Source organism: Pedobacter hiemivivus (genome assembly GCF_004331685.1).
Classification (GTDB): Bacteria; Bacteroidota; Bacteroidia; order Sphingobacteriales; family Sphingobacteriaceae; genus Pedobacter; species Pedobacter hiemivivus.
In genome coordinates this window covers 22,126-42,006 of the sequence record NZ_SJSM01000001.1, presented here as the reverse complement: position 1 = coordinate 42,006, position 19,881 = coordinate 22,126, and the positions used below count along the sequence as shown (strand labels likewise).

20 protein-coding genes and 1 tRNA gene are annotated in these 19,881 nt (G+C 39.3%); 7 read left to right on the top strand and 14 right to left on the bottom strand.

Going from position 1 to position 19,881, the window contains the following annotated elements; genetic code table 11:
* Positions 1-28: 28 nt before the first annotated feature.
* The gene (locus tag EZ444_RS00195; RefSeq protein ID WP_131606056.1) at positions 29-829 is read left to right on the top strand and encodes a DUF5694 domain-containing protein; all 801 of its coding nucleotides are present in this window, start codon (positions 29-31) and stop codon (positions 827-829) included.
* Between the two features lie 165 nt (positions 830-994).
* Here the strand turns inward: EZ444_RS00195 and EZ444_RS27090 are convergent, their stop codons facing one another.
* Positions 995-1,132: a hypothetical protein gene (locus tag EZ444_RS27090; protein WP_165503481.1), complete on the bottom strand. Its 138-nt coding sequence runs from the start codon at positions 1,130-1,132 to the stop codon at positions 995-997.
* 630 nt (positions 1,133-1,762) lie between these two features.
* On the opposite strand from EZ444_RS27090, the gene EZ444_RS00190 reads away from it, so the two are divergent.
* The gene (locus EZ444_RS00190) at positions 1,763-1,951 is read left to right on the top strand and encodes a transposase (RefSeq protein WP_131607164.1); all 189 of its coding nucleotides are present in this window, start codon (positions 1,763-1,765) and stop codon (positions 1,949-1,951) included.
* A 17-nt stretch (positions 1,952-1,968) separates the two neighbouring features.
* Here EZ444_RS00190 and EZ444_RS00185 read toward each other — a convergent pair whose 3' ends face one another.
* The 5 genes from EZ444_RS00185 to EZ444_RS00165 form a co-directional block, all read right to left on the bottom strand.
* Positions 1,969-3,195: a metallophosphoesterase gene (locus EZ444_RS00185; RefSeq protein WP_131606054.1), complete on the bottom strand. Its 1,227-nt coding sequence runs from the start codon at positions 3,193-3,195 to the stop codon at positions 1,969-1,971.
* A gap of 35 nt (positions 3,196-3,230) precedes the next feature.
* Positions 3,231-4,895: a RagB/SusD family nutrient uptake outer membrane protein gene (locus EZ444_RS00180; protein WP_131606052.1), complete on the bottom strand. Its 1,665-nt coding sequence runs from the start codon at positions 4,893-4,895 to the stop codon at positions 3,231-3,233.
* Between the two features lie 21 nt (positions 4,896-4,916).
* Positions 4,917-7,994: a SusC/RagA family TonB-linked outer membrane protein gene (locus EZ444_RS00175; protein ID WP_131606050.1), complete on the bottom strand. Its 3,078-nt coding sequence runs from the start codon at positions 7,992-7,994 to the stop codon at positions 4,917-4,919.
* Between the two features lie 75 nt (positions 7,995-8,069).
* Positions 8,070-9,089 carry a FecR family protein gene (locus EZ444_RS00170; RefSeq protein WP_131606048.1) on the bottom strand — a complete coding sequence of 340 codons (1,020 nt, stop codon included), beginning with the start codon at positions 9,087-9,089 and terminating at the stop codon, positions 8,070-8,072.
* Positions 9,090-9,157: 68 nt separating this feature from the next.
* A complete protein-coding gene (locus EZ444_RS00165; protein WP_131606046.1) occupies positions 9,158-9,766 on the bottom strand; it encodes an RNA polymerase sigma factor in 609 nt (202 codons plus the stop codon).
* A gap of 349 nt (positions 9,767-10,115) precedes the next feature.
* Here EZ444_RS00165 and EZ444_RS00160 point away from each other — a divergent pair, with 349 nt between their 5' ends.
* On the top strand, positions 10,116-10,352 hold the full coding sequence (locus EZ444_RS00160; RefSeq protein WP_131606044.1) for an IS110 family transposase: 237 nt from the start codon (positions 10,116-10,118) through the stop codon (positions 10,350-10,352).
* Between the two features lie 185 nt (positions 10,353-10,537).
* Here the strand turns inward: EZ444_RS00160 and EZ444_RS00155 are convergent.
* From EZ444_RS00155 to EZ444_RS00135, 5 genes are all read right to left on the bottom strand, one after another.
* Positions 10,538-10,624: transfer RNA gene (locus EZ444_RS00155), tRNA-Ser, on the bottom strand.
* Positions 10,625-10,718: 94 nt separating this feature from the next.
* Positions 10,719-11,711, bottom strand: a complete 993-nt coding sequence (locus EZ444_RS00150; protein WP_131606042.1) for a YihY/virulence factor BrkB family protein — start codon at positions 11,709-11,711, stop codon at positions 10,719-10,721.
* 9 nt (positions 11,712-11,720) lie between these two features.
* A complete protein-coding gene (locus EZ444_RS00145; RefSeq protein WP_131606040.1) occupies positions 11,721-12,128 on the bottom strand; it encodes an acyl-CoA thioesterase in 408 nt (135 codons plus the stop codon).
* Positions 12,129-13,181 carry an endolytic transglycosylase MltG gene (gene mltG / locus EZ444_RS00140; RefSeq protein ID WP_131606038.1) on the bottom strand — a complete coding sequence of 351 codons (1,053 nt, stop codon included), beginning with the start codon at positions 13,179-13,181 and terminating at the stop codon, positions 12,129-12,131.
* Between the two features lie 16 nt (positions 13,182-13,197).
* Complete coding sequence (locus EZ444_RS00135) at positions 13,198-13,962, bottom strand: PASTA domain-containing protein (RefSeq protein WP_131606036.1); 765 nt, start codon at positions 13,960-13,962, stop codon at positions 13,198-13,200.
* A gap of 133 nt (positions 13,963-14,095) precedes the next feature.
* Between EZ444_RS00135 and EZ444_RS00130 the strand changes: the two genes are divergently transcribed.
* Complete coding sequence (locus EZ444_RS00130) at positions 14,096-15,082, top strand: D-alanine--D-alanine ligase (RefSeq protein ID WP_131606034.1); 987 nt, start codon at positions 14,096-14,098, stop codon at positions 15,080-15,082.
* A 202-nt stretch (positions 15,083-15,284) separates the two neighbouring features.
* Here the strand turns inward: EZ444_RS00130 and EZ444_RS00125 are convergent, their stop codons facing one another.
* Positions 15,285-16,088 carry a DUF3575 domain-containing protein gene (locus tag EZ444_RS00125; RefSeq protein WP_131606032.1) on the bottom strand — a complete coding sequence of 268 codons (804 nt, stop codon included), beginning with the start codon at positions 16,086-16,088 and terminating at the stop codon, positions 15,285-15,287.
* Between the two features lie 128 nt (positions 16,089-16,216).
* Between EZ444_RS00125 and EZ444_RS00120 the strand changes: the two genes are divergently transcribed.
* Positions 16,217-16,804, top strand: coding sequence for a Crp/Fnr family transcriptional regulator (locus tag EZ444_RS00120; RefSeq protein WP_131606030.1), 588 nt, complete (start codon positions 16,217-16,219; stop codon positions 16,802-16,804).
* 61 nt (positions 16,805-16,865) lie between these two features.
* Positions 16,866-17,267, top strand: a complete 402-nt coding sequence (locus EZ444_RS00115) for a DUF983 domain-containing protein (RefSeq protein ID WP_131606028.1) — start codon at positions 16,866-16,868, stop codon at positions 17,265-17,267.
* Here EZ444_RS00115 and EZ444_RS00110 read toward each other — a convergent pair.
* Positions 17,264-18,691, bottom strand: a complete 1,428-nt coding sequence (locus EZ444_RS00110; RefSeq protein ID WP_131606026.1) for an MATE family efflux transporter — start codon at positions 18,689-18,691, stop codon at positions 17,264-17,266. The two genes, EZ444_RS00115 and EZ444_RS00110, sit on opposite strands and share 4 nt — an antisense overlap.
* Before the next feature lie 182 nt (positions 18,692-18,873).
* Entirely contained in the window at positions 18,874-19,293 is a 420-nt protein-coding gene (locus EZ444_RS00105; protein WP_131606024.1) for an acyl-CoA thioesterase, read from the bottom strand.
* Positions 19,294-19,474: 181 nt separating this feature from the next.
* Here EZ444_RS00105 and rpsO point away from each other — a divergent pair, with 181 nt between their 5' ends.
* Positions 19,475-19,777: a 30S ribosomal protein S15 gene (rpsO, locus tag EZ444_RS00100; RefSeq protein ID WP_131606023.1), complete on the top strand. Its 303-nt coding sequence runs from the start codon at positions 19,475-19,477 to the stop codon at positions 19,775-19,777.
* Positions 19,778-19,881: the final 104 nt, after the last annotated feature.

Below are 19,881 nucleotides of genomic sequence, written 5' to 3'. Positions count from 1 at the left end.
AAGTAACAACCAAAACAGAATAAAATATATGAAAATAATAACGTTAATTTTTGCTTTAACTTTTGGGCTTACAGCATTCGGACAGGCTCAGAAAACAAAAATTTTATTAATTGGAACTGTTCATTTCGAAACCCCACATACAGATCAATTTGAATTAAAAACGGACGATTTTCTTAGTGCTAAGCGACAAAGTGAATTAGAAGACTTAACTAATGCGCTATCTCAAACAAAAGCGACTAAAGTAATGATTGAAAGATCAGTTGAAAATCAACGTTCCAGCGACAGTTTGTATAGCTCATATTTAACAGATCATTATAAACTTCCAGTTTCGGAAAGAGAACAAATTGGCTTTAGGCTAGCTAAAAAATTAAAATTAAATCATATAAATTGTATTGACAAATTTTATGGAATGTCACACGATAGCTTAATGGCTGCGACCGCAAAAGAAAATAATCAACTTTTTTTGCTAAAAGATTTAGGGACCGAGGCAAATTTAATGCGAAATGATTATGATAATCAATTGAAAAAAGGCACAATAACCGAAGTTTTAAAACACATAAATAAACCCGAAGAATTAAAAAAAAATTTATCACTTTATCTAAAATTTATGGCAAAGATTGGAGCAGGTAAAAATTTTGCAGGAGCAGAATATGTATCAGATTGGTATTTAAGAAATCTTGCTATTTATTCAAATATTGTAAATCAAGTTGAACCTTCGGACAAATATGTTATTTTAATTTTTGGGCAAGGACACATTCCAATATTAAAACATTTTTTAGAAAACAATGATAACTTTGATGTTGTGGAACTTAATAACGTATTGAAATAATAGCCGCCAACAGCCATCTCAAAGTGGCGAAACGTTAGGCACAAAAGCTGATCTTAAAATGCAAAAAGCCTGAGATCTTTCGATTTCAGGCTTTTTTAGGTTTTGATACCTTGGCGGAGAGTGGGGGCTCTCGAACCTAACCCGCCATAAGATAGGTTCCATGAGTTACACTTTTTGCTTATATCTCAGTGAAAACTGGTAGAGTTTATTGAAATAACGTCTGAAAAGCTCATTAAATGCCCTGTCATTGCCTTCTATACACTGTTGTATCAATTCCTGATCAGGTAATGCCTTAAATGCCATAAAATACCAATTGCTTTTATCCGAAGCATAAGTAACAGGTGGAACGTGATTGAGGTGTTAAATGTTTGTTAAGTAATTATTAAAGTAATACTGTAAAATTAATTCAGCCTGTCGGATGGTTTTATATTTTGGATCGTCATTCATTCTTGAGCCTATTGCTTTGCTGGCCGTTGCCCTCACTTCAAATGTTTGTCCATGAGCAGGTAGGCAAAGATCATAAACACCAAAGCAATGATACCCAAGATTACCCTGGTCAATACCGCCCTGACATACTCCACGCTGCGAACCTGTTCGGGAAATAAAGTAATCCTATACTCTTTTTTGAGGGGTTTCTGCCATTTTTCCAGATTCTGGTTAATGGTGGCTAAACCGCCATGCAATTCAGTCGCTATGGCTGACAGATCGGTTTAGGTGATTGGATGGTGATACTGCCAAACTTAATTTCAAAGTTGGCCAGTAGTTCCTGCGTCTCTTGGAAGAGCGGAAACAAAAGGAAGAAAGCGACTTCTGGAGAGAAACATAACAGCTTTTTGACAAACATATTTATTGAGCCAGAACAGATAAAAACTGCCGGTACGGTGATAGAGCGAATGAGACAACGACTGCGTAGCCCTGTAGGAAGCACATTATATAAAAAAGAGAAAACAAATCGTTGAACCAGTCTTTGGAATCATAAAAGAAGTATTAGGCTTTAGGCGATTTCTATTCAGAGGAGAACAACACACCAATAACGAATGGTCATTGGTGTGTATTGGATATAACCTAAAACGTCTTTTTAAGATTAAAATGACACCAGAAATTACCTTGGTTTCATTTTAAAAGAGATAATTTGGTTGTTATCGCTTTGATTCTACGTTCAAACGGCCAACTTCATTTCCATCGTCCTTAATCATTTGTAATGAAAGCTGCTTACGGTCAGCTCTCACTTTAATCAGTGTTCTTTTTTCCTCCAGGGGACCTCCTCCAATAATTAAAGGGTAATTATGGGTGCTGGAGTCGGCAGCATGCACGCCATACCTGTGCGTATGCCCACATATCATCAAATCAATACCCGCATTGTTGAACATAGGATTGAATAATTCCCGGCAGTGACGGGCACCATGACCTTCACCGGAATGAAAAACAGGGATGTGCATCATTACCACGCGGAATGGCGCATTTAAGAACGCGTGTTTTTGCAGTTCTTGTTCCAGCCATTGCGCCTGTTGTTCACGGTATTGATCGAAAGCCACCAACTGGCTATATTCGACGTGTTCATCTTCCTTATCTTCTCCAGTGTCCAATACAATAATGTGTACCGGACCTTGCGTAAAAGAAAAATAATATTGATTACCCGGGTTCGAAAAGTAGTCTGGGAATTCTCTGGCATATTTACCACGGGTTTCATGATTGCCTCGCGCGTAGAAAAATGGCTTTTCGGAAGCAAAGAGTGATGTAATGGGAGTAAGGAGGTTGTCTATGATTTGTTTTTCATCTGTCTGGTAATCGAACATATCACCATTAAGAAATACAAAATCAAACGGATCTTTACCGTTTAGTTTGAAGAGGTGGGCAAATGAAGCTGGACGGTCATGGATATCATTAAATACCAGCCAGGAAGCTTCCGCTGCTTCGGGTTTGGCTGAGGCAAAATGAAACACCTCGCTGCTGATCGTTTCTCCCCATGTCATCTTGTAAGGTTGAAAATCAACGATTTGTCTGGAGCAAACGTGGTAAGTATATCGGGTGCCCGGTTTCAGGCCGGTTATCGTTACCTCATGTACCCTCTTGTTAGCTGCTATGAGCCCCAAATCCGCAACGGGTAGCACCTTGAGTTCGGGGGTGTTTTCACCATATTGTATCCAACTGCTGGCAGGTTGATCTGTGATCCATCTGATCACAGCACTGTCGCCAGTGATGTGCTGCAGATAGGGCGGGGTAAGAAAACGTATCCCGGCCTGATTTTTTAGATTCTGAACGGTCTCCTTCGGACTTGCTTTCAGCAAGGAAGGCATTAATCCAACTGCACCAACTGTGGCTATTTTAAAAAGAAAACTTTTTCTGCCTAATTTATATGAATCCATTGTTTAAGTTCTAGAATTAATTAGCTATCATAAATTTAGTACCCCTGATTTTGCTTCATGAGTGATGGGTTTGCATCAACCGTAGCCTGAGGGATAGGAAACACTCTTTTATCAACGCTCTTATTCGTATTGCCAGTCCATCCAGTTTCATATTTTCCAAAACGGATAAGGTCTGTACGGCGAGTCATTTCCCAATAAAGCTCAAATCCTCTTTCTCGCAATAAGCTTTCCAAACTAAGTTCAGTATCAGTCATCATTCTCGGATGTTTGCGGGCTGTGCGAACAGCATTGATATCGGCAAGGGCCAAATCCCTGATTCCTTTTCTTAAATAGGCCTCAGCGCGCATTAGGTGAATGTCTGCAAGGCGGATAATCGGTTGATCTACTCTCGAATAATTACTGCCATTGGTACTGTTAGGATCATATTCATTTTTTGACACCCGGATTCCGTTGGAATGCCCGTTAAATTTATCGAAATCTACCTCAGGGCTGAAGTTAACCGCTTCGCCTGTTTTGACTGTATTGAACAATTTTTCAATGACCAGTTCACCGTTAGCTGTACGTTTAAATGCACTCTTTGTGCTATTCAACACAATTCCATATTGTTGTCCGTAGAGCAGGCCACGGTTTAGTCCCCATTTGTTATCAGCCACGGAGCTTACTGAACCATCCTGAGGAATAACCACCTTGGAAAACCGGGGATCGTCCTTATTGTCTTTCCAGGTATTCCAGAATGACTCCGTGATTGAGCCTCCATCGGTTCCTGTAGCTTGCAGATTGGTCAAACTTCCGTGTTGGTTACGTGCAAGTGCAAACCATGTAATCAGATTTCCATTGTTGGCGTCATTGCTGTGATTCATCGCGAATATATGTTCAGAATGATTGTGGTTATTGATGTCGAAAATCTTGAAGTAGTCACTGTTTTCCAATGCATAATTACCAGAACCAATCAGCTCAGTGCAATAGCTAATTACTTTGTTCATATCCTCCGTTTCAAAATTTAAGGTAGCTCCATACCTGTTCAGGTATACAGCGCGGTTCAGGAAAATTTTAGCTTTCAGGCCCAATACAGCACCCTTAGTCAGTCTGCCGGCACCTACCTCACTTTTGTTTTTTAATGTAGGCGCAACAGCATCTAATTCTTTGATGAGGAAATCTATAGCTTGTTGACCGCGGTAAACTTCAGACTGACCAGTCCCTGCAACTACCGATGCAGGATCCTTATAAATACAAACACCAAACAGCTCAAACAGCATAGAATTATAAAATGCCCCCATGCCACGTGCTTCGGCGATATAGAGCTCTTTATTTGCATCTGTAAGGTTGTTTAGTGTGTAAATAGCGATAGCAGCACGTGCCGTCCCCTGATTGATATTGTTAAAAACTGTTGCAAGGCTACTATGTGTTGCTGTATAATTGTGTTGCTGCATTTCAATCATTACCCCTCCATTGTACCAGTCGGTTCCTCCCCGGTAAGGTACAATTGCTTCATCGGTAGAGATTTCCTGAAGCTGAAAGTAATCCTGATAGCTATCCAATAATCGTGACATCCTTGCGTAAACAGGGACCAACACGCCCTGAGCGGTGCCTGGGCCTGTAAGAAGTTCTGTGTTTAGTGCTTCGTCCAGCACCTTTTCGTCGAGTTTTTTACATCCCGAAAATACTAAAGGGAGTAATATTAATATAAATAATCGTTTCATATAGTTTTGTGCGGAATTGATTTAAAAGGAAAGATTAAGGCCAAGAAGAAAAGTTCTGGCGCGTGGATAATTAGTGGTATCAATGCCGTAAGAGATAATTCCACCGACTTCTGACGGTACGTTTACTTCAGGATCCATACCGCTGTAATTTGTAATGGTAAATAGGTTTTGTCCGGTTACATACACTGATAAAGTTTTTAACCAGTCAATTTTATTCAGGTTCAAATTATAACGAAGTGTAGCATTATTTAAGCGTAAAAAGCTGCCGTCTTCAAGATAACGTGTTGATGGTGTTGCTGAATTTGAACGGCTTTCCTGATCATTTACTCCATTATTAACAATGTTTTGTCCGGAGGCAAGCTGCGGGAAGTTGAAATAAGCATTTGCTGTGTTGTTATACACCTTGTTGCCGCTAACACCATTAAAATTTAGAGCAAGGTCAAATCTGTCGTACGAAACGGTCGCGTTCAGACCATAAAGAAAAGTTGGAATTGGAGACGCTGCAATGATCCTGTCGTTAGCATTACTTACTTTATCACGGTTGATATCCCTGAATACATTATTTCCATTTGCGTCAAATCCAATGTGTTCCTGCAGGAAGAAACTGGAAAGTGGTTCTCCATTCTTAATCACACTAACATTGACATTGTTTGTACCCGGACCACTGAGGGCACCGGTGCTCAGAAAAGAAAAAGGTGCATTTTTTACAGTGTTCTTCAGGAACGTCGCATTACCACCAACACTAAAGTTCAGCTTATGCGCTTTTGAAGAAGCGTAGTTTAAACTAAGCTCTAATCCTTTGTTAATTACGTTCATTGGAACGTTACCCCACTTCGTTGTTGTAGGCGAAATAGGATCAGCCACAGTAAGCTGCAGCAGCATATCGCTGGTGTTTTTGTTGAAATAATCCGCAGTACCCGTTAGTGCGCCCTGGAAGAGGCCAAAATCCAGACCCACGTTAGTTTGAGTAGTCGTTTCCCATTTCAAATTAGGATTAGCAGTTCTGTTATAAATATAGCCTGTGTTTACTGCTGCGTCAGATAATGGATAGCCTTGGGTAAGGCCTATACCTGAGGATAGCAAAGGCAACGTGATTTTATTTGGAATTTCCTGATTACCAGTCTGTCCCCAACCTGCACGTAACTTTAATTCACTAAATATGTTCAATTTAGAAATGAAATCTTCCTGATTTAACTTCCAGGCACCTGATACGGATGGAAAGATTCCATAGCGGTTATTTTTACCGAATTTTGAGGATCCATCTTTTCTGATTGTAGCCGTAAGCAGATATTTGTCATTAAAAGAGTAGTTAACCCTTCCAAAATAGGATTGGAGTTCATTAATATTTGCTGTTCCGGTAGGCATGTTCTGGTTAATCGTTAGACTGGTACCAATTCCTGGATTGTAAATTGCGTCAATGGCATCTGTAGAAAAATTATTAATGCTGGAGGAAGCTGCTCTTTGGAAGAAATATTGGTAAGACTGGCCCGCCAGAAATTCGATGTTATGTTTCTTAAGCGTTAGTACATAGTTTAGATAATGTTCGATCAGGTGACTTGTCGATTCATTTTTCAGGAAAATTGCCCTGCCCTCTGGGAATTCCATATTAGGAAGCGAGCTGCGTTTAATCTGTGTATCACCGTTACCAATGCTGCGGTCTATTGCATAATTAATCCTATATTCGAGTCCTTTGAATAATTTCAGTTTTCCTTCAATATTTCCCAGTACCCTGTCTGTTCGTGAGAAACTGTCAAAAAGCTCAAGGTCTGCAAGGGGATTTCTTCCTTGTGGGAATACGAAAAGAATGCCATCAGCATTGCGAACCGGATAGGTAGGGTTTGCACCAAAAGCATCAGGCAGCAAACTGCCTGAGTTTGCACCCGGCTTGTCACTTCTTGGAGAAGCTGTATTATTAATATGGGCGTAGGTAATGTTAGTTGTAACCTTTAACCGGTCTTTCAATAACAACTGGTCAATTTTAAAACGAGCTGTGTAACGTTTTAGTTCATTGGTTTTAATGATACCTTCCTGATCCATAGCACTCAGCGACATATAATAACTTGACTTATCGGTTCCACCATTAAGGGCAAGATTGTGATTCTGCGTAAAGGCTTGTCTGAAGATCTGGTCCTGCCAGTCGGTAGCTATGTTGCGATCGAAGATATATTGGCTTCGACCCTGTTTTTCCTGGAAAGCAATAAATTCAGCAGCAGTAAACAGGTCCAGTTTTTTAGCAATCGAAGAAGTTCCAAAGTAATTGGAATAAGTCAGTCCGCCATTCTTTGCCGATCCCTTTTTTGTAGTAATGATAATTACACCGTTGGCAGCCCTGCTACCATATATTGCTGTAGCAGAAGCATCTTTCAGCACGTCTATAGACTCAATATCTGCCGGGTTGATAAAGTTAAGCGGGTTTAACGATGCGCTGGCACCAAAGCCTACATTTGGAGTGGAGGTGCTAACCGTTGAGTTATCCAGTGGAACGCCATCAACTACCATCAACGGTCCATTACCGCTTCTAAGAGAGCCTGGGCCCCGAATTACAACAGTCTGGTTTCCGCCAGGTTCACCGGTGTTGCCTGTTACATTGACCCCGGCAATTTTCCCCTGAAAAAGTGACTCCGGAGAGGTTACTACCCCACGGTTAAAGTCTTTTTCAGCTACCGAGCCAATTGCGCCAGTAACATCAGACTTTTTACGGGTTCCATAACCAACTACTACCACCTCATTCATCTGTGTGGAAAGGCTTTCTTTCATTTTGATGATCACTGTAACCTTCTGACCAGCTTTTACCTGATATCCACATTGTTTCTGCAGCTCCATTCCTATATAGGATACTGTAATGCAATAACTGGAATCAGTAAGGAGATCTTTAAAAACAGTTAAGCCTTCGTTATTGGATGAGGATGTTTGTGAGAATCCCTTTGAAGCGTTGGCAACATTTACTGAGGCGCCTGACAGTGCTTCACCTTTTGTATCCTGGATAATCACTGTGATATTACCGTTATTCTGCGCATATAATGTCGTGCTAAAAAAGAGCAGGAATAATAGGTGCCTGTAGCATTTGGGCAATACCCATTTTTTGTGTTGTTTTTGCATTGTTTGTGTGATTTTTTGAAAATAATTATCCCTTACCGCCTTTCAAGGCAGTTTTTGTGTATTAATGATTTATAGTTATTTAGAGATCAAAAATGTGTCTCCGGATTTTGTTAATGTTAGTCCGTTGGAGACAGTTATCGTTTTTAGAATTAGTTCTACATTATCCTGTAAATTGTAATTACCATAGAAGGCCATCGACCGAACGTCTTCGGGATTATATTTTATTTTTACTTTGTAATAGTTCTGAATTTTGTCTAACACTTTGTTCATAGGTGTCTGTGCGAATATCAGTGGAGAAGTTGCGTTATGGAGTTCTGAATCTGCCCTTTTGACCTGCTTTCTGAGTGAATTGCTCAATACAGATGTTCCTTTATTGATGTCGTAGGACAACTGTTGTCCTGGAGACAGATAACCAAGGATTTTTTGGCGTTCAGAGCGATGGTCTGTGATGACTACTTTGCCCGTAATGAGTTTAATCTTTACATTACCGCCTTTCATGTTCTGGTCTACCCAGAACGAAGTTCCTAAAGCAGTAGTGGTTATATTTCCTGATAATACGTCGAAAGGCCGCATCTTATCTTTGGCTATTTTAAAAAAGGCTTTGCCATGTAGCTCTACCTTTCTGCGCTCCAGACGGAAAGGCACCTCCCATAGCAGTGTGCTTTTACTTTGCAGGAGCACAGTTGAACCATCCTCTAGTTTCAAGAGATGAGCCTTTTTGCCCTGGTTGGTTATATTATAGAAATTGATGGTGTGTTTTTTGGTCTGGACCGCTAATTGACCGGAGCGTTTCTCAACAATATTGTTCCTGTCTGAGAAATAATAAAGAGATCCTAACACTGCAGCGAAGAAGATACTTGCAGCAGCATACATAGCCGGTCTCCACCAGCTTAACTGATGTTTTTTGTTTTTTTGTGCGTTTGCTTTATCAATTCGTTCTTTTAAAAGCAATCCAGTCTTGTCGCTGATAAGAGGATTTTCTATAAGATCCGACTGTTCGATCCATGAAAATAAAACTTCCTTTTCTTCAGGTGTGCAATTTCCTTCAAGGTATTTATTAATGAGTTGTTCTAAAGCTGCTTTTTCGGGAGTCATATACAAGGTAGTTGCCGTTTTTGCAAAACGTACTATCCTTCCCGCGTTAACATTCTGTTAATAAATCATCAACTTAAGTTAGAGAGCCATAGCAGGAACATGTAAGTACCTACGCCTGGAACTTGTCCTTGCGTAGCGGTACGAAGTTTAGTCATAGCATTGGAGAGTTGATTTTTAACTGTTTGGGGAGATATGCCTAATGTTTGGGCTATTTCAGGAATTTTAAGAGATTGCTTATGTTTCAGATCAAATATAGCCCGCATCTTTTCCGGCATCTGATCAATAGTAGCTGCCACAACGCTGATCATTTCTGTATGGGCGGCACCAGCTTCAGCAAATTCATAAGGTAAGCTGGATTCGACTCCATCAATGAAAGAAGTATAATTCTTAATATGCTTTTCCTCAATACCTTTTTTTCTGAACAGCATAAATATTTTATAATATAAAGACGACACAAGGTAAGTTCCTACGGACTTTTCAATGGTGAATTTGCCGCGACGATCCCAAAATTCGGTAAATAATTCTTGAACAACATCTAGTGCGTCATCTTCATCTCCGATTTTTTTTATGGCAATCTTTAAGAGATGGTTCCAGTGTCTGAAGTATAACTCATCAAATGCTTTATAATCGGATTTGCTGATTTGTTCGACTAGTTCATGATCGTTTCTCTTTTCCATTACTTATGGTGTGACAATTACTTGTGCAAAGATATTCTCTTCATGTTAATTCGATATTAACGTTTTTTAAGATCCTGTCGGTTACTATAATACTAAGGCGATTATGGGAAGGGTGTGTCAACCAATCTGAAGAAACCCTGCTCCGGGACATTCCGGGCTTAACAAAACAACATGTAAAATAAAAAAAACAGAAACAGATAATAAAATATAAAAAAATGCAATGCTGACAGGGTCCTTAAAGACTACCTGATGGAATAATTTTGTGTAACATAGCAACACAGGAAAACTAAAATATAATAAAACCTAATTTCGGAATCGCTGGGATGACAGTCTTGACTTGTACGTGAATATGGAAGCTACGGACGTCTATCACGAAGAGGCCACCTACTTTCTTGCTGACCTTGGTTACAAGCTGAGCGTTATTCAGCCGACCAAAGGCAAACAGTATGCAAAAAGTCTGGATGAAAAGAACAAAACTGACAAGATCGATGCGGCCATGCTGGCCCGTATGGGCCTGGAAAGGGAGCTTTCTTTGTGGAACCGTCCAAGCGGGGGCCTGCGTATCCTTAAGCGTTTAAGCAGGTAGCGGATCGGGATCATCCGGGACAGGAACGCTCTGACCAATCAGCTACATGTCAAGATTGTTGTCAAAATATCTTTTGAGCTTACTTGATTTAGGTGTCAACCTATTTTAGGACGATACAATTGTACTAAAAAAGCCTGTTAATATATCATTAACAGGCTTTTTATACATTTTGATATTGCTTTCTGCGGAGAGTGGGGGATTCGAACCCGCGGACCCTTTGACAAGTCAACAGTTTTCAAGACTGCCGCAATCGACCACTCTGCCAACTCTCCGCGACAAAAGTACGAATACCCCTTGATTTTGCAAACTAAGGACATAATATTTTAACGATAACTTGTTAAGAGCTTAACAATGAGTAAGAAAAACTTACTGTTCCTCTTGATTATGGTTGCTAGGAGCCGTTTTTTTGAACATATTGAAGTTCGGCTTGATGATTTTTACACTGCGTTTCGACAGATCTACGCTTGCATTCAGCTCAAAACCGATCAAAAGTATCAAAGAATTTAAATAAAGCCAGATCATCAATACAATCAAAACACTGATTGAACCATAAACTTTATTGTAAGAACTGAAGTTGTTGATGTAAAAAGAAAATCCCAGAATGGTTAAAAAGGCGAGGATGGTAGCCAACCAGGAGCCAGCACTAAAAAAATGCCATTTCTTTGCATGTGCAGGGCCGTACCTATACAAAATTGATATGGTTACAAAATACAGCACACCCAATAACGACCACCTTGTCAATTGAATCAGGTAAGCAATGAAGTTGCCCTTTAGATCCAAGTGAGTGTTGATATAATCTAAGGCATACTTGCCAATAAACATCGCGGTAATACAGATGATCACAGACAGGACAATAATCACTGTCAACACGATTGCAATAAGTCTTTGCTTTATCCAGCTGCGGGTTTCAATAATGAGAGAAGACTTATTAAAAGCCATCATCAGGCTATGCACGCCATTGGTGGCAAAAAGTACAGACAGAAGAAAACCGAAGGATAATAGTCCTCCGTTTTGCTTGTTTACGATCTCATTTAAGGTCGTTTCAAAGGCTTTAAAGGCGTCGCCCGGTAAGATGAGCTTAATAAACTCCATAAGTTGCTCCTGGAAGCCGATACGCTTCGGTATAAAAGGGATCAGTGTAAATAAAAAGATGATGGCGGGAAAAAGAGCCAGCATAAAATTATAAGCCAATGAAGAAGCTTTATTGATTAAAGAATCCTTACTAATCTCTTTAAAAAAGAAAGTTGCAACAGTATAAAGGGGGAGTGGACTGAACCCTGGGAGTACACAAACCTTCGTCCAGTCTATGAATAAAGCGTAATATTTGATTTTTAATAGCTGATTATGAACCCACTCCATCTATCAAATTTAGTTAAAAAATACTTTTAACTTCTCCATAAAGTTTTCTGGAGGGGAGCAAGGTCTGTTCTTGACCATATCCACAAAAACAAGTGTAGTAGTGCCAATGTTAATCAGCTCTTCGGCTTGATTAAACAGCTCGTACTTAAAATGAATCCGAACACCGGGTAAATCTTGAATAGTCGTTTTAATCGTTATTTCCTGATCATACAACGCAGGTTTAATGTATTTGCAATTCAACTCCAATACAGGCATCATTACCCCACTGCTTTCCATCGAGGCATAATCCATACCAAGGCTTCGCAGCATTTCTACCCTTGCAACCTCGTAATATTCAGCATAATTACCATAGTAAACATATCCCATCTGGTCTGTTTCACCATACCGCACCCTAACCTTCGTACTATGTGTATACATCTATTTGAAAATGTTTCTTTTGTTTAAAGCTTCTCTGTATTTCTTCGCGTTTAGTTCATGCTCTTGTACCGTAACCGCAAAGTTGTGGTAACCTGAAAAGTCTTCTTTGGCGCACATATAGATGTAGTTGTTCTGCTCCCTGTTTAACACAGCATCAATCGCATTGATACTAGGCATCATAATAGGGCCCGGAGGCAAACCAGCATATTTATAGGTGTTGTACTTTGATTGTACTTGCAGTAATGAATTGGTAACGCGTTTTACCGTGAAGTCATTGTTTGCATAAATCACAGTAGGATCGGCCTGAAGCAATATCCCTTTATTCAATCGGTTTAAATATAGACCTGCGATAATTGGCATTTCTTTGTCATACAAAGCCTCAGCATCCACAATAGAAGCCAATATTGAAACTTGTATAGGCGTAAGGTTTAAGGCAGCAGCTTTTTGCTTACGCTCAGAATTCCAAAACTTCTCGTATTCCGTATGCATTCTGTCGAAAAATTCCAATGCGGTAACATTCCAGTACATCTCGTAAGTGTTTGGAATAAACATGACATAGCTGTTATCTTTATTGAAACCGTATTTCTCTATCAGCGCTGCCGAATCCAATACACTGCTAAAAGTTAAGGAGTCAGGCTCTAAATTATTAGCTAAGTAACCTGCAAAGTTTTCCTTTTTTCTAAGGTTTTGGAATTTAAGCTTTACTGGATCCTGGTTTCCTGATTTCAGCATATTGATGATGCTGCGGTTGTTCATTCCTTTGGTCAATTTGTAACGACCAGGTTTTAAAGAACGGGCCAGGTCCATTTTGGCAGCCGCTTGACTAAAAGTACCTATCTCCCTTAAAATATCCTTACGGCGAAGCTCTTCGAATAAGTTATCAAGATTGCTACCTGTTCTTACATATAAGTATTTCTCTTTTCCTGTTGTATTTGGAGCGAAGAAAACTTTATAAAACTTAATTCCAAAATAGCCACCTACTGCTAAAACAACTAATAAACTAAGCAATATTATTTTAATGCCAGTTTTCATGCTTTTCTTTTCGTTAGTCATATACTAAAAATAAATATTATTTGTTGGAAAGGGTAATGTTTACCGGACTGCCAATTTTAACCTTAATTAAAGAGTCGGTAGCAAAAGGATCTTGTCTAACAACCACCGCAGTAGTCGAATCTGTAATGGCCCCTTCATAGCTAACGATACCCAGGTTTAGTTTTGCCCCAGTTCTGAGTGCAAATAAGGCCTCATCCTTTGTTAAGCCTATTAATGATGGAATGGCTACTTCCTCATTTCCGTTACCATCACCAAGTACTAAATCAATCCTTGAACCTTTTGGTAAGCTTTCTCCTGCTTTAATCACTCTGCCTTTGAACGAAGCTTGAAGTACATCTGTACTCATATCCGGTTTAGATGAAGTATCGCCTAGTTTAAAACCAAAGCTCTCCATCATGGCTTGTGCCTCTCTTAATGATTTAAATTCTATATCCGGAAATTTAGCATCCGGAGCAAGGGCTGTATTTATGGTCAGGTAAATGGTACGGTTATCTTTTACAAAAGTTCCAGAACTTGGGTCTTGATCTACGACAATGCCCGGAGGGGAGTCCATAATGTATACCGAATCTACTTCGTAACGCAGACCTAGTTCTTCTAGTTTAGAAACGGCCTGTTCAAATGAAAGTCCTTTTAAGGTTGGCACATCTAGTCCCTGGCCATGTTTAGTGTAGTATCTTAAGCTAAAGAAAGCAGCCATTAAAAGCACAACTACGGTAAGCACAGCGGCAATAAGGTTGTTTCTAAAAGAAGTCGTCTTTAGATAAGATATGAATTTAGCCATATTAATTTTGTTTCATTTAATAGATAAGGGCCAAATTTAGACTAAAAAAATATTTTATTGGAATTAAAATAACATCTGCATCAACTAATTTATATTTGTGGTTGTACAAGATCAGGTATAGATAATTAAATCAATGAAGAAAATAATAGCATTGTTAACCGGGGGAACTACCGGAGAATGGGTAATTTCTGTTAAAAGTGCAGCTACCATCGCTCAAAATCTGGATGCGGATAAGTTTGAGGTGTATAAGATTATGCTTACTCAACAAGGATGGTTTTATGAACCTGCCGATTCTATGAAGATTGAAGTAGATCGGAACGACTTTTCTTTAACCATAAAAGGAAAAAAGATAACGTTTGATGGGGTTTTTATTGCGATACATGGTGCGCCGGGTGAGGATGGTAAATTACAAGGGTATTTTGATATGATTGGCCTACCTTATACAACTTGTGATGCGTTGACTTCGGCTGTAACTATGAATAAGGGGTATACAAAGGCGATAGTGAATGGGATTGATCAGTTGCATATCGCTAAATCTGCTCAGATTTTTAAAGGTGGAGATTATAGTCTTGAGCAATTGAAGAAAGATCTTAAAGCACCTTATTTTGTGAAGCCTAACAATGGTGGTAGTAGTATCGGCATGACAAAGGTTAATCACCCTAATGATTTGCAGGCTGCAATTGATAAAGCTTTTAAAGAGGATACTCAGGTGTTGATTGAGGAGTTTATCTCGGGTCGAGAATTTACTATTGGTGTGGTTAAGCTGGATGGAAAGGTCACTGCATTGCCAGCTACTGAAGTAGAAACGGCTAAAGAGTTTTTTGATTTTGAAGCTAAATATACGCCGGGTGTGGCGACAGAAACTACGCCAGCGGTGATTAGAGATGAAACGCGTGTACGTGTAGAGCAAATAGCTAAAAATGTGTATGCGAAGCTAAATTGTAGTGGAGTGGTGCGTATTGATTTTATCCTGACAGAGGATGAGGGTGATTTTTACTTTATCGAGATCAATACTATCCCTGGACAAACGGCTACTAGTTTTATACCGCAACAGGTTGCTGCTGCAGGGATAAAATTGAATGATTTTTATACCAAATTAATCAGAGAAACGATTGGATAGTACGATCGTAATTGTGCAGTAGCAATAGCACGATCGTCATCCTGAATTTATTTCAGGACCACTCACATGCGATTAAAAACCTGCCTAAACGAGGTCCTGAAATAAATTCAGGATGACGGGGCGCCATAATAAAACAAATAAAAAAGCGTGACACAGTCAAATGTGCCACGCTTTTTTGTAGTTAGTTTTTTACAGTCCCAGATTAGAATCTGAAACCGATACTTAAACCTGCTCTAAGGTTTGCCCATGGACCATCAAAGTCGACTTTTGCACCTTCGCTGTTAACTTCAGATTTAACTTTAACCAATGGAAGGTCTTCAAGATCTTCAAGTTGTTCTTTCAATGCTTTTTGCTCGTCAGAATTTAGTGTCTTTTTACCTGAAATGCTTCCAGATGAGGTACCATAACTAGCACCTATAATCCACCAATCCAGGTAAACCAATTTGCTTAATTTCCATTGTGCACCCAAAAGCAAACCACCAGTGAATGTTTTGATATCTCCACTAAGTGGGATTACACCCTTCTGATTAACATCAGTACCACTAACATTAACAGTTACATCATAGTTAAATGGACCTTCTACGCTGTATTTTGCATATCTAGCAAATGGTGCTACATAGAATCCTCTGAAAACGCTTTGGCCCATATAGAACCTAACCTCAGGTGTAATCGCAAAGTTTCCTGTTTTAAAATCTTTGATACTGTTCCAGGTATCTTCATCGTCGATTAATTTTTCGAATTGTGATTTGAATGGAACACCAGATTTTGGTGCAAATCTTACGCCTAAGCCTACAGATATTTTTTTAGCTATTGCGCGCTCATATTGAAATGAATAGTTTTTCAGCACCATGGCTGCAAAGTTCCATTTTACGAGGTTCTTACCTTCAACTTCGCTCGACGCTTCTTGCGTAGCTTTAGTTTTGTCTTGTGCATTTACTGTTCCGAAAGAACATAAAATTAACACAAGAGTTGATAATAATAGATTTTTAGTAAAGTTTGCTTGCATAATTAAGGGTTTAAGTTTAAATTTTTCTCGGCGAAGTTACGTTATGTTCGTGATTTTAAAAATACCTATTAATAGGTATTTTTAAATGCTATAGCTACCTTCGGAGAGGTCAAACATTATCCGATCCTATGATTATAAAATACCTGTTAAGCAATAAGTATCAGGCAGTTCATTATAAAAAGGGAGCTGTCATTTATCAACCAGGGGCAGAGCCCAAAGCTGTTTACTTCATTAAAAGTGGTGAAGTGCGGATGGTGACGGTAAATGATGATGGGAAAGAGTTTATACAAGGGATTTTTAAAGCGAACCAATATTTTGGTGAACCTGCTTTACTTTTAAACAAACCATACCTGGCTTTTACCATTGTAACCAGAGATGCCGAAATTATAGCTGTAAACAAGAATGACTTCTTTAAATTGATAGAAGAAGACCGCTCTTTTAGTATGGAATTGATCAAAACTTTAAGCAATAGGTTATTTTACAAATCTATGATGCTAGAAGAATTGGCAAACGAACAGGCCGAACATCGCGTAAAAACATTGGTTGCTTACTTGCTCAAGAATATGGAAAAAGGGGCTTCATTGGATATTACAAGGCAACAATTGGCCGATATGAGTGGCTTAAGAGTAGAGACCGTAATTCGTATTGTAAAGAAACTGGCGGATGAGAAAGTGCTGAAGTTACAGAGGGGGAAGATCATTAAAATGGAAACATGATCTATATCATAAATTGAAAATAGAGGGTTGCTTATCTTTGTACTAACATAATATGATAGATATGAAACCGATCTCAAAATTACAGGCAGTTGTAGAATGTAAATGTCCAAGATGTCGCGAAGGCGCTATTTTTCCTGGAAAGATGTATTCTTTTAAAGGGCAAGGTATAAACGAGAATTGTCCGGTTTGCAACCTACGCTTTGAACGTGAACCCGGATATTTTTATGTAGCCATGTTTATTAGCTATGCGATGAATTGTGCTGAAATGATTACCATAAGTGTAGCCACTTATATATTAGGTGTTGCATTGGTGTACGAAAACCTATGGGTTTATGCAGGTATTATCGCGATAGGAGTGCTTTTGTTTGCGCCATTCAATTATAGATATTCACGCGTTTTCCTATTACATTGGTTAACTCCAGGTTTAGGTTACGAACCCAAACCTGAAGCGATAAAGTCTTAAACTTTAACCGTTTTCCATTTCCCTTTTTTAAACAGAATGAAAGCCGCAACAGCAATGGCTGTTTCGGCTACAGGGATGGCGATAAATACGCCTACTGGACCTAATTCGAAATGTTTAGCTAATAAATAAGCCAATGGAATCTGGAACATCCAGAATCCAAATAGGTTGATCCAGGTGGGTGTCCAGGTATCACCGGCACCATTAAAGGTACTCATCAATACCATTCCTATGCCATAACAGATGTAGCCAACGCTCATGATTTGCAAGGCTTTTATAGCCATCTCCTGAATCAATACATCATTGGTGAAGAATGCAATAAAAAATTGGCCACCAGCAAAAGTGAATACCATCACAGATAGCATATAAATAACAATGTATTTCGCTGTTTTCATAACTGACTGCTCAGCTCTGTCGATCTGTTTGGCGCCTAGATTTTGTCCGACCAAGGTAGCAGCAGCATTGCTCATGCCCCATGCTGGAAGCATAAAGAACATCATTAACCTTAGCGCAGTTTGATAGCCTGCAGATCCATGATCGCCCCCAGTGGTGGCTACCAGTTGTGCTAAAAATATCCAGCTGCAGGAAGCGATTACAAATTGGAAAATACCAGGGGTTGCTATTTTTAGTAAAGCTATAATTTGTTCCCAATGTGGTTTTAAGTATGCCAATTTGATCTTTAAAACACCTTTGCCATTAAATAAATGATACAATTGATAACATACACCAGTGCCGCGACCTATAGTAGTGGCTATTGCAGCCCCAGTTAAGCCAAATGCAGGTATCGGACCAAATCCGTTAATCAGGATAGGGCATAGGATGATATTGGCAATATTGGCTATCCATAAGCTTTTCATGGCTATAGCGGCATTTCCAGCACCTCTAAATATCCCGTTGATGAGGAAAAGCAAGACAATGATGATGCTTCCACCCATCATAATGCGCATGAAAGGCGTGCCCTGAGTGGCGGTCTCTGCTGATGCGCCCATCAATAGTAAGATGTCTGTAGCGAAAATTAGTCCGACTACACTGATGATGATGTTGAACACTACAGCGATAAAGATGGCTTGCATACCTGCCTTGCCAGCAGCTTCAGGGTTCTTTTCGCCAACCCTACGGGCGACTACAGCTGTTGCGGCCATACTCATACCGATGGCTAGTGAGTAAATAATAGTAAGTACTGATTCGGTTAAACCTACGGTTTGTATGGCATGACTGCTATTGTGTAAGTGACCTACGAAATAAAGGTCTACTAGTGCAAAAACTGATTCCATTGCCATTTCCAACATCATTGGAATGGCCAGTAGGAGTACAGCCCTGCGCATACTGCCTTGCGTAAAATCGAGGTCTTCGCCTTTAAGTGCCTGTTTTAAAAGTGTAAAAATTTGAGATAGCTTGCCCGTTGAAGCTGTTGTTTGTTGTGACATAAAAAAAGGAAAAATATGAGATAAACCGTAACGCAGCGCGATGCGCCGTTATTTGATGTTTTCGGGAAGGGTGGAGTCCTTGGTTGTTAGAACCTCAAACGGACTGCAACTACTTTCATCGTAATGCGGTTATGTGATAGAGCAAAGATATAATTATATCTTTAAAATAAAAACGGGAGTTACTAAATGCTGTAGGCCTGGATCATTTCTTCAGTCACCTTGCAGCCTCTTCCAGTCGTGGTATCAATCATTACATAATCAAACCAACCATCAGAAGCCACTTTGCCAGTGCGTTTGTTTTCAATCTCAAACTGTACACGGCAGCCTTTTTCATTAATGGTAAGGATTCCGGTGCGGATCAAGATCACATCTCCCAAGACAAGTGGACGTTTAAAATCAACTAGCGCAGTACGAACTACCCAACCGAAACCGCTTTTTAGAAAGGATTCCATTGGCATTTTATAAAATTCGGCCATTTGGTCGTAGCGGGCGGCAAGTACATAGTCAAAGTATTTGCTGTTGTGCACATGGTTAAACATGTCTATATCATCCGGACGCACCTTTAACTCACTCTCGAATATGCTATATTGATTTTTTTCCATGGAACAATTTTATGATGGCGCAAAAATATGATTTAGAATTTACTTATGTTTGATAGTGTTGGGTATAATTAAAACCAGATGACATTTCGATCAGTTATTATATATACTTGGTAATCTTTAAAACATACAGTATCTTTGCAGCAATTAATTAATTTATAAACAACTTTAGTATCATTCAAGAATGTATTTAAGTAAAGAAGTAAAAGCCGACATTTTCAAAAAACACGGCGAAGTAGAAACAAACACGGGTTCTGCAGAAGGTCAAGTAGCGTTATTTACATACCGTATTGCGCACTTAACAGAGCATTTAAAGAAAAATCGTAAAGATTTCTCTACTCAGTTATCACTACAGAAATTAGTAGGTAAACGCCGCGGTATCTTGGCTTACCTATTTAAAAAAGATATTAATCGTTACCGTGCTATCATTAAGGCTTTAGGTCTAAGGGATATTATCAAACCTTTAGGGGTTAGAGACGGTAAATAATCGTATTTTTATCAAGAAAAGCCATTCTTTAGGGGATGGCTTTTTAATTGAAAAGTAAAAAAACTATATATAAACAAGGTGCGTCGAAAGAGGAAAATGCACCA

Excerpts from the sequence above, each read along its gene's own strand:
- EZ444_RS00170 (WP_131606048.1), bottom strand. The coding sequence starts at position 9,089 with ATGACTCCCGAAAAAGCAGCTTTAGAACAACTCATTAATAAATACCTT.
- EZ444_RS00195 (WP_131606056.1), top strand. The coding sequence starts at position 29 with ATGAAAATAATAACGTTAATTTTTGCTTTAACTTTTGGGCTTACAGCA.
- EZ444_RS00185 (WP_131606054.1), bottom strand. The coding sequence starts at position 3,195 with ATGGATTCATATAAATTAGGCAGAAAAAGTTTTCTTTTTAAAATAGCC.
- rpsO (WP_131606023.1), top strand. The coding sequence starts at position 19,475 with ATGTATTTAAGTAAAGAAGTAAAAGCCGACATTTTCAAAAAACACGGC.
- EZ444_RS00145 (WP_131606040.1), bottom strand. The coding sequence starts at position 12,128 with ATGTATACACATAGTACGAAGGTTAGGGTGCGGTATGGTGAAACAGAC.
- EZ444_RS00105 (WP_131606024.1), bottom strand. The coding sequence starts at position 19,293 with ATGGAAAAAAATCAATATAGCATATTCGAGAGTGAGTTAAAGGTGCGT.
- EZ444_RS00175 (WP_131606050.1), bottom strand. The coding sequence starts at position 7,994 with ATGCAAAAACAACACAAAAAATGGGTATTGCCCAAATGCTACAGGCAC.
- EZ444_RS00125 (WP_131606032.1), bottom strand. The coding sequence starts at position 16,088 with ATGCAAGCAAACTTTACTAAAAATCTATTATTATCAACTCTTGTGTTA.
- EZ444_RS00160 (WP_131606044.1), top strand. The coding sequence starts at position 10,116 with ATGGAAGCTACGGACGTCTATCACGAAGAGGCCACCTACTTTCTTGCT.
- EZ444_RS00120 (WP_131606030.1), top strand. The coding sequence starts at position 16,217 with ATGATTATAAAATACCTGTTAAGCAATAAGTATCAGGCAGTTCATTAT.
- EZ444_RS00135 (WP_131606036.1), bottom strand. The coding sequence starts at position 13,962 with ATGGCTAAATTCATATCTTATCTAAAGACGACTTCTTTTAGAAACAAC.
- EZ444_RS00165 (WP_131606046.1), bottom strand. The coding sequence starts at position 9,766 with ATGGAAAAGAGAAACGATCATGAACTAGTCGAACAAATCAGCAAATCC.
- EZ444_RS00130 (WP_131606034.1), top strand. The coding sequence starts at position 14,096 with ATGAAGAAAATAATAGCATTGTTAACCGGGGGAACTACCGGAGAATGG.
- EZ444_RS27090 (WP_165503481.1), bottom strand. The coding sequence starts at position 1,132 with ATGGCATTTAAGGCATTACCTGATCAGGAATTGATACAACAGTGTATA.
- mltG (WP_131606038.1), bottom strand. The coding sequence starts at position 13,181 with ATGACTAACGAAAAGAAAAGCATGAAAACTGGCATTAAAATAATATTG.
- EZ444_RS00110 (WP_131606026.1), bottom strand. The coding sequence starts at position 18,691 with ATGTCACAACAAACAACAGCTTCAACGGGCAAGCTATCTCAAATTTTT.
- EZ444_RS00180 (WP_131606052.1), bottom strand. The coding sequence starts at position 4,895 with ATGAAACGATTATTTATATTAATATTACTCCCTTTAGTATTTTCGGGA.
- EZ444_RS00150 (WP_131606042.1), bottom strand. The coding sequence starts at position 11,711 with ATGGAGTGGGTTCATAATCAGCTATTAAAAATCAAATATTACGCTTTA.
- EZ444_RS00115 (WP_131606028.1), top strand. The coding sequence starts at position 16,866 with ATGAAACCGATCTCAAAATTACAGGCAGTTGTAGAATGTAAATGTCCA.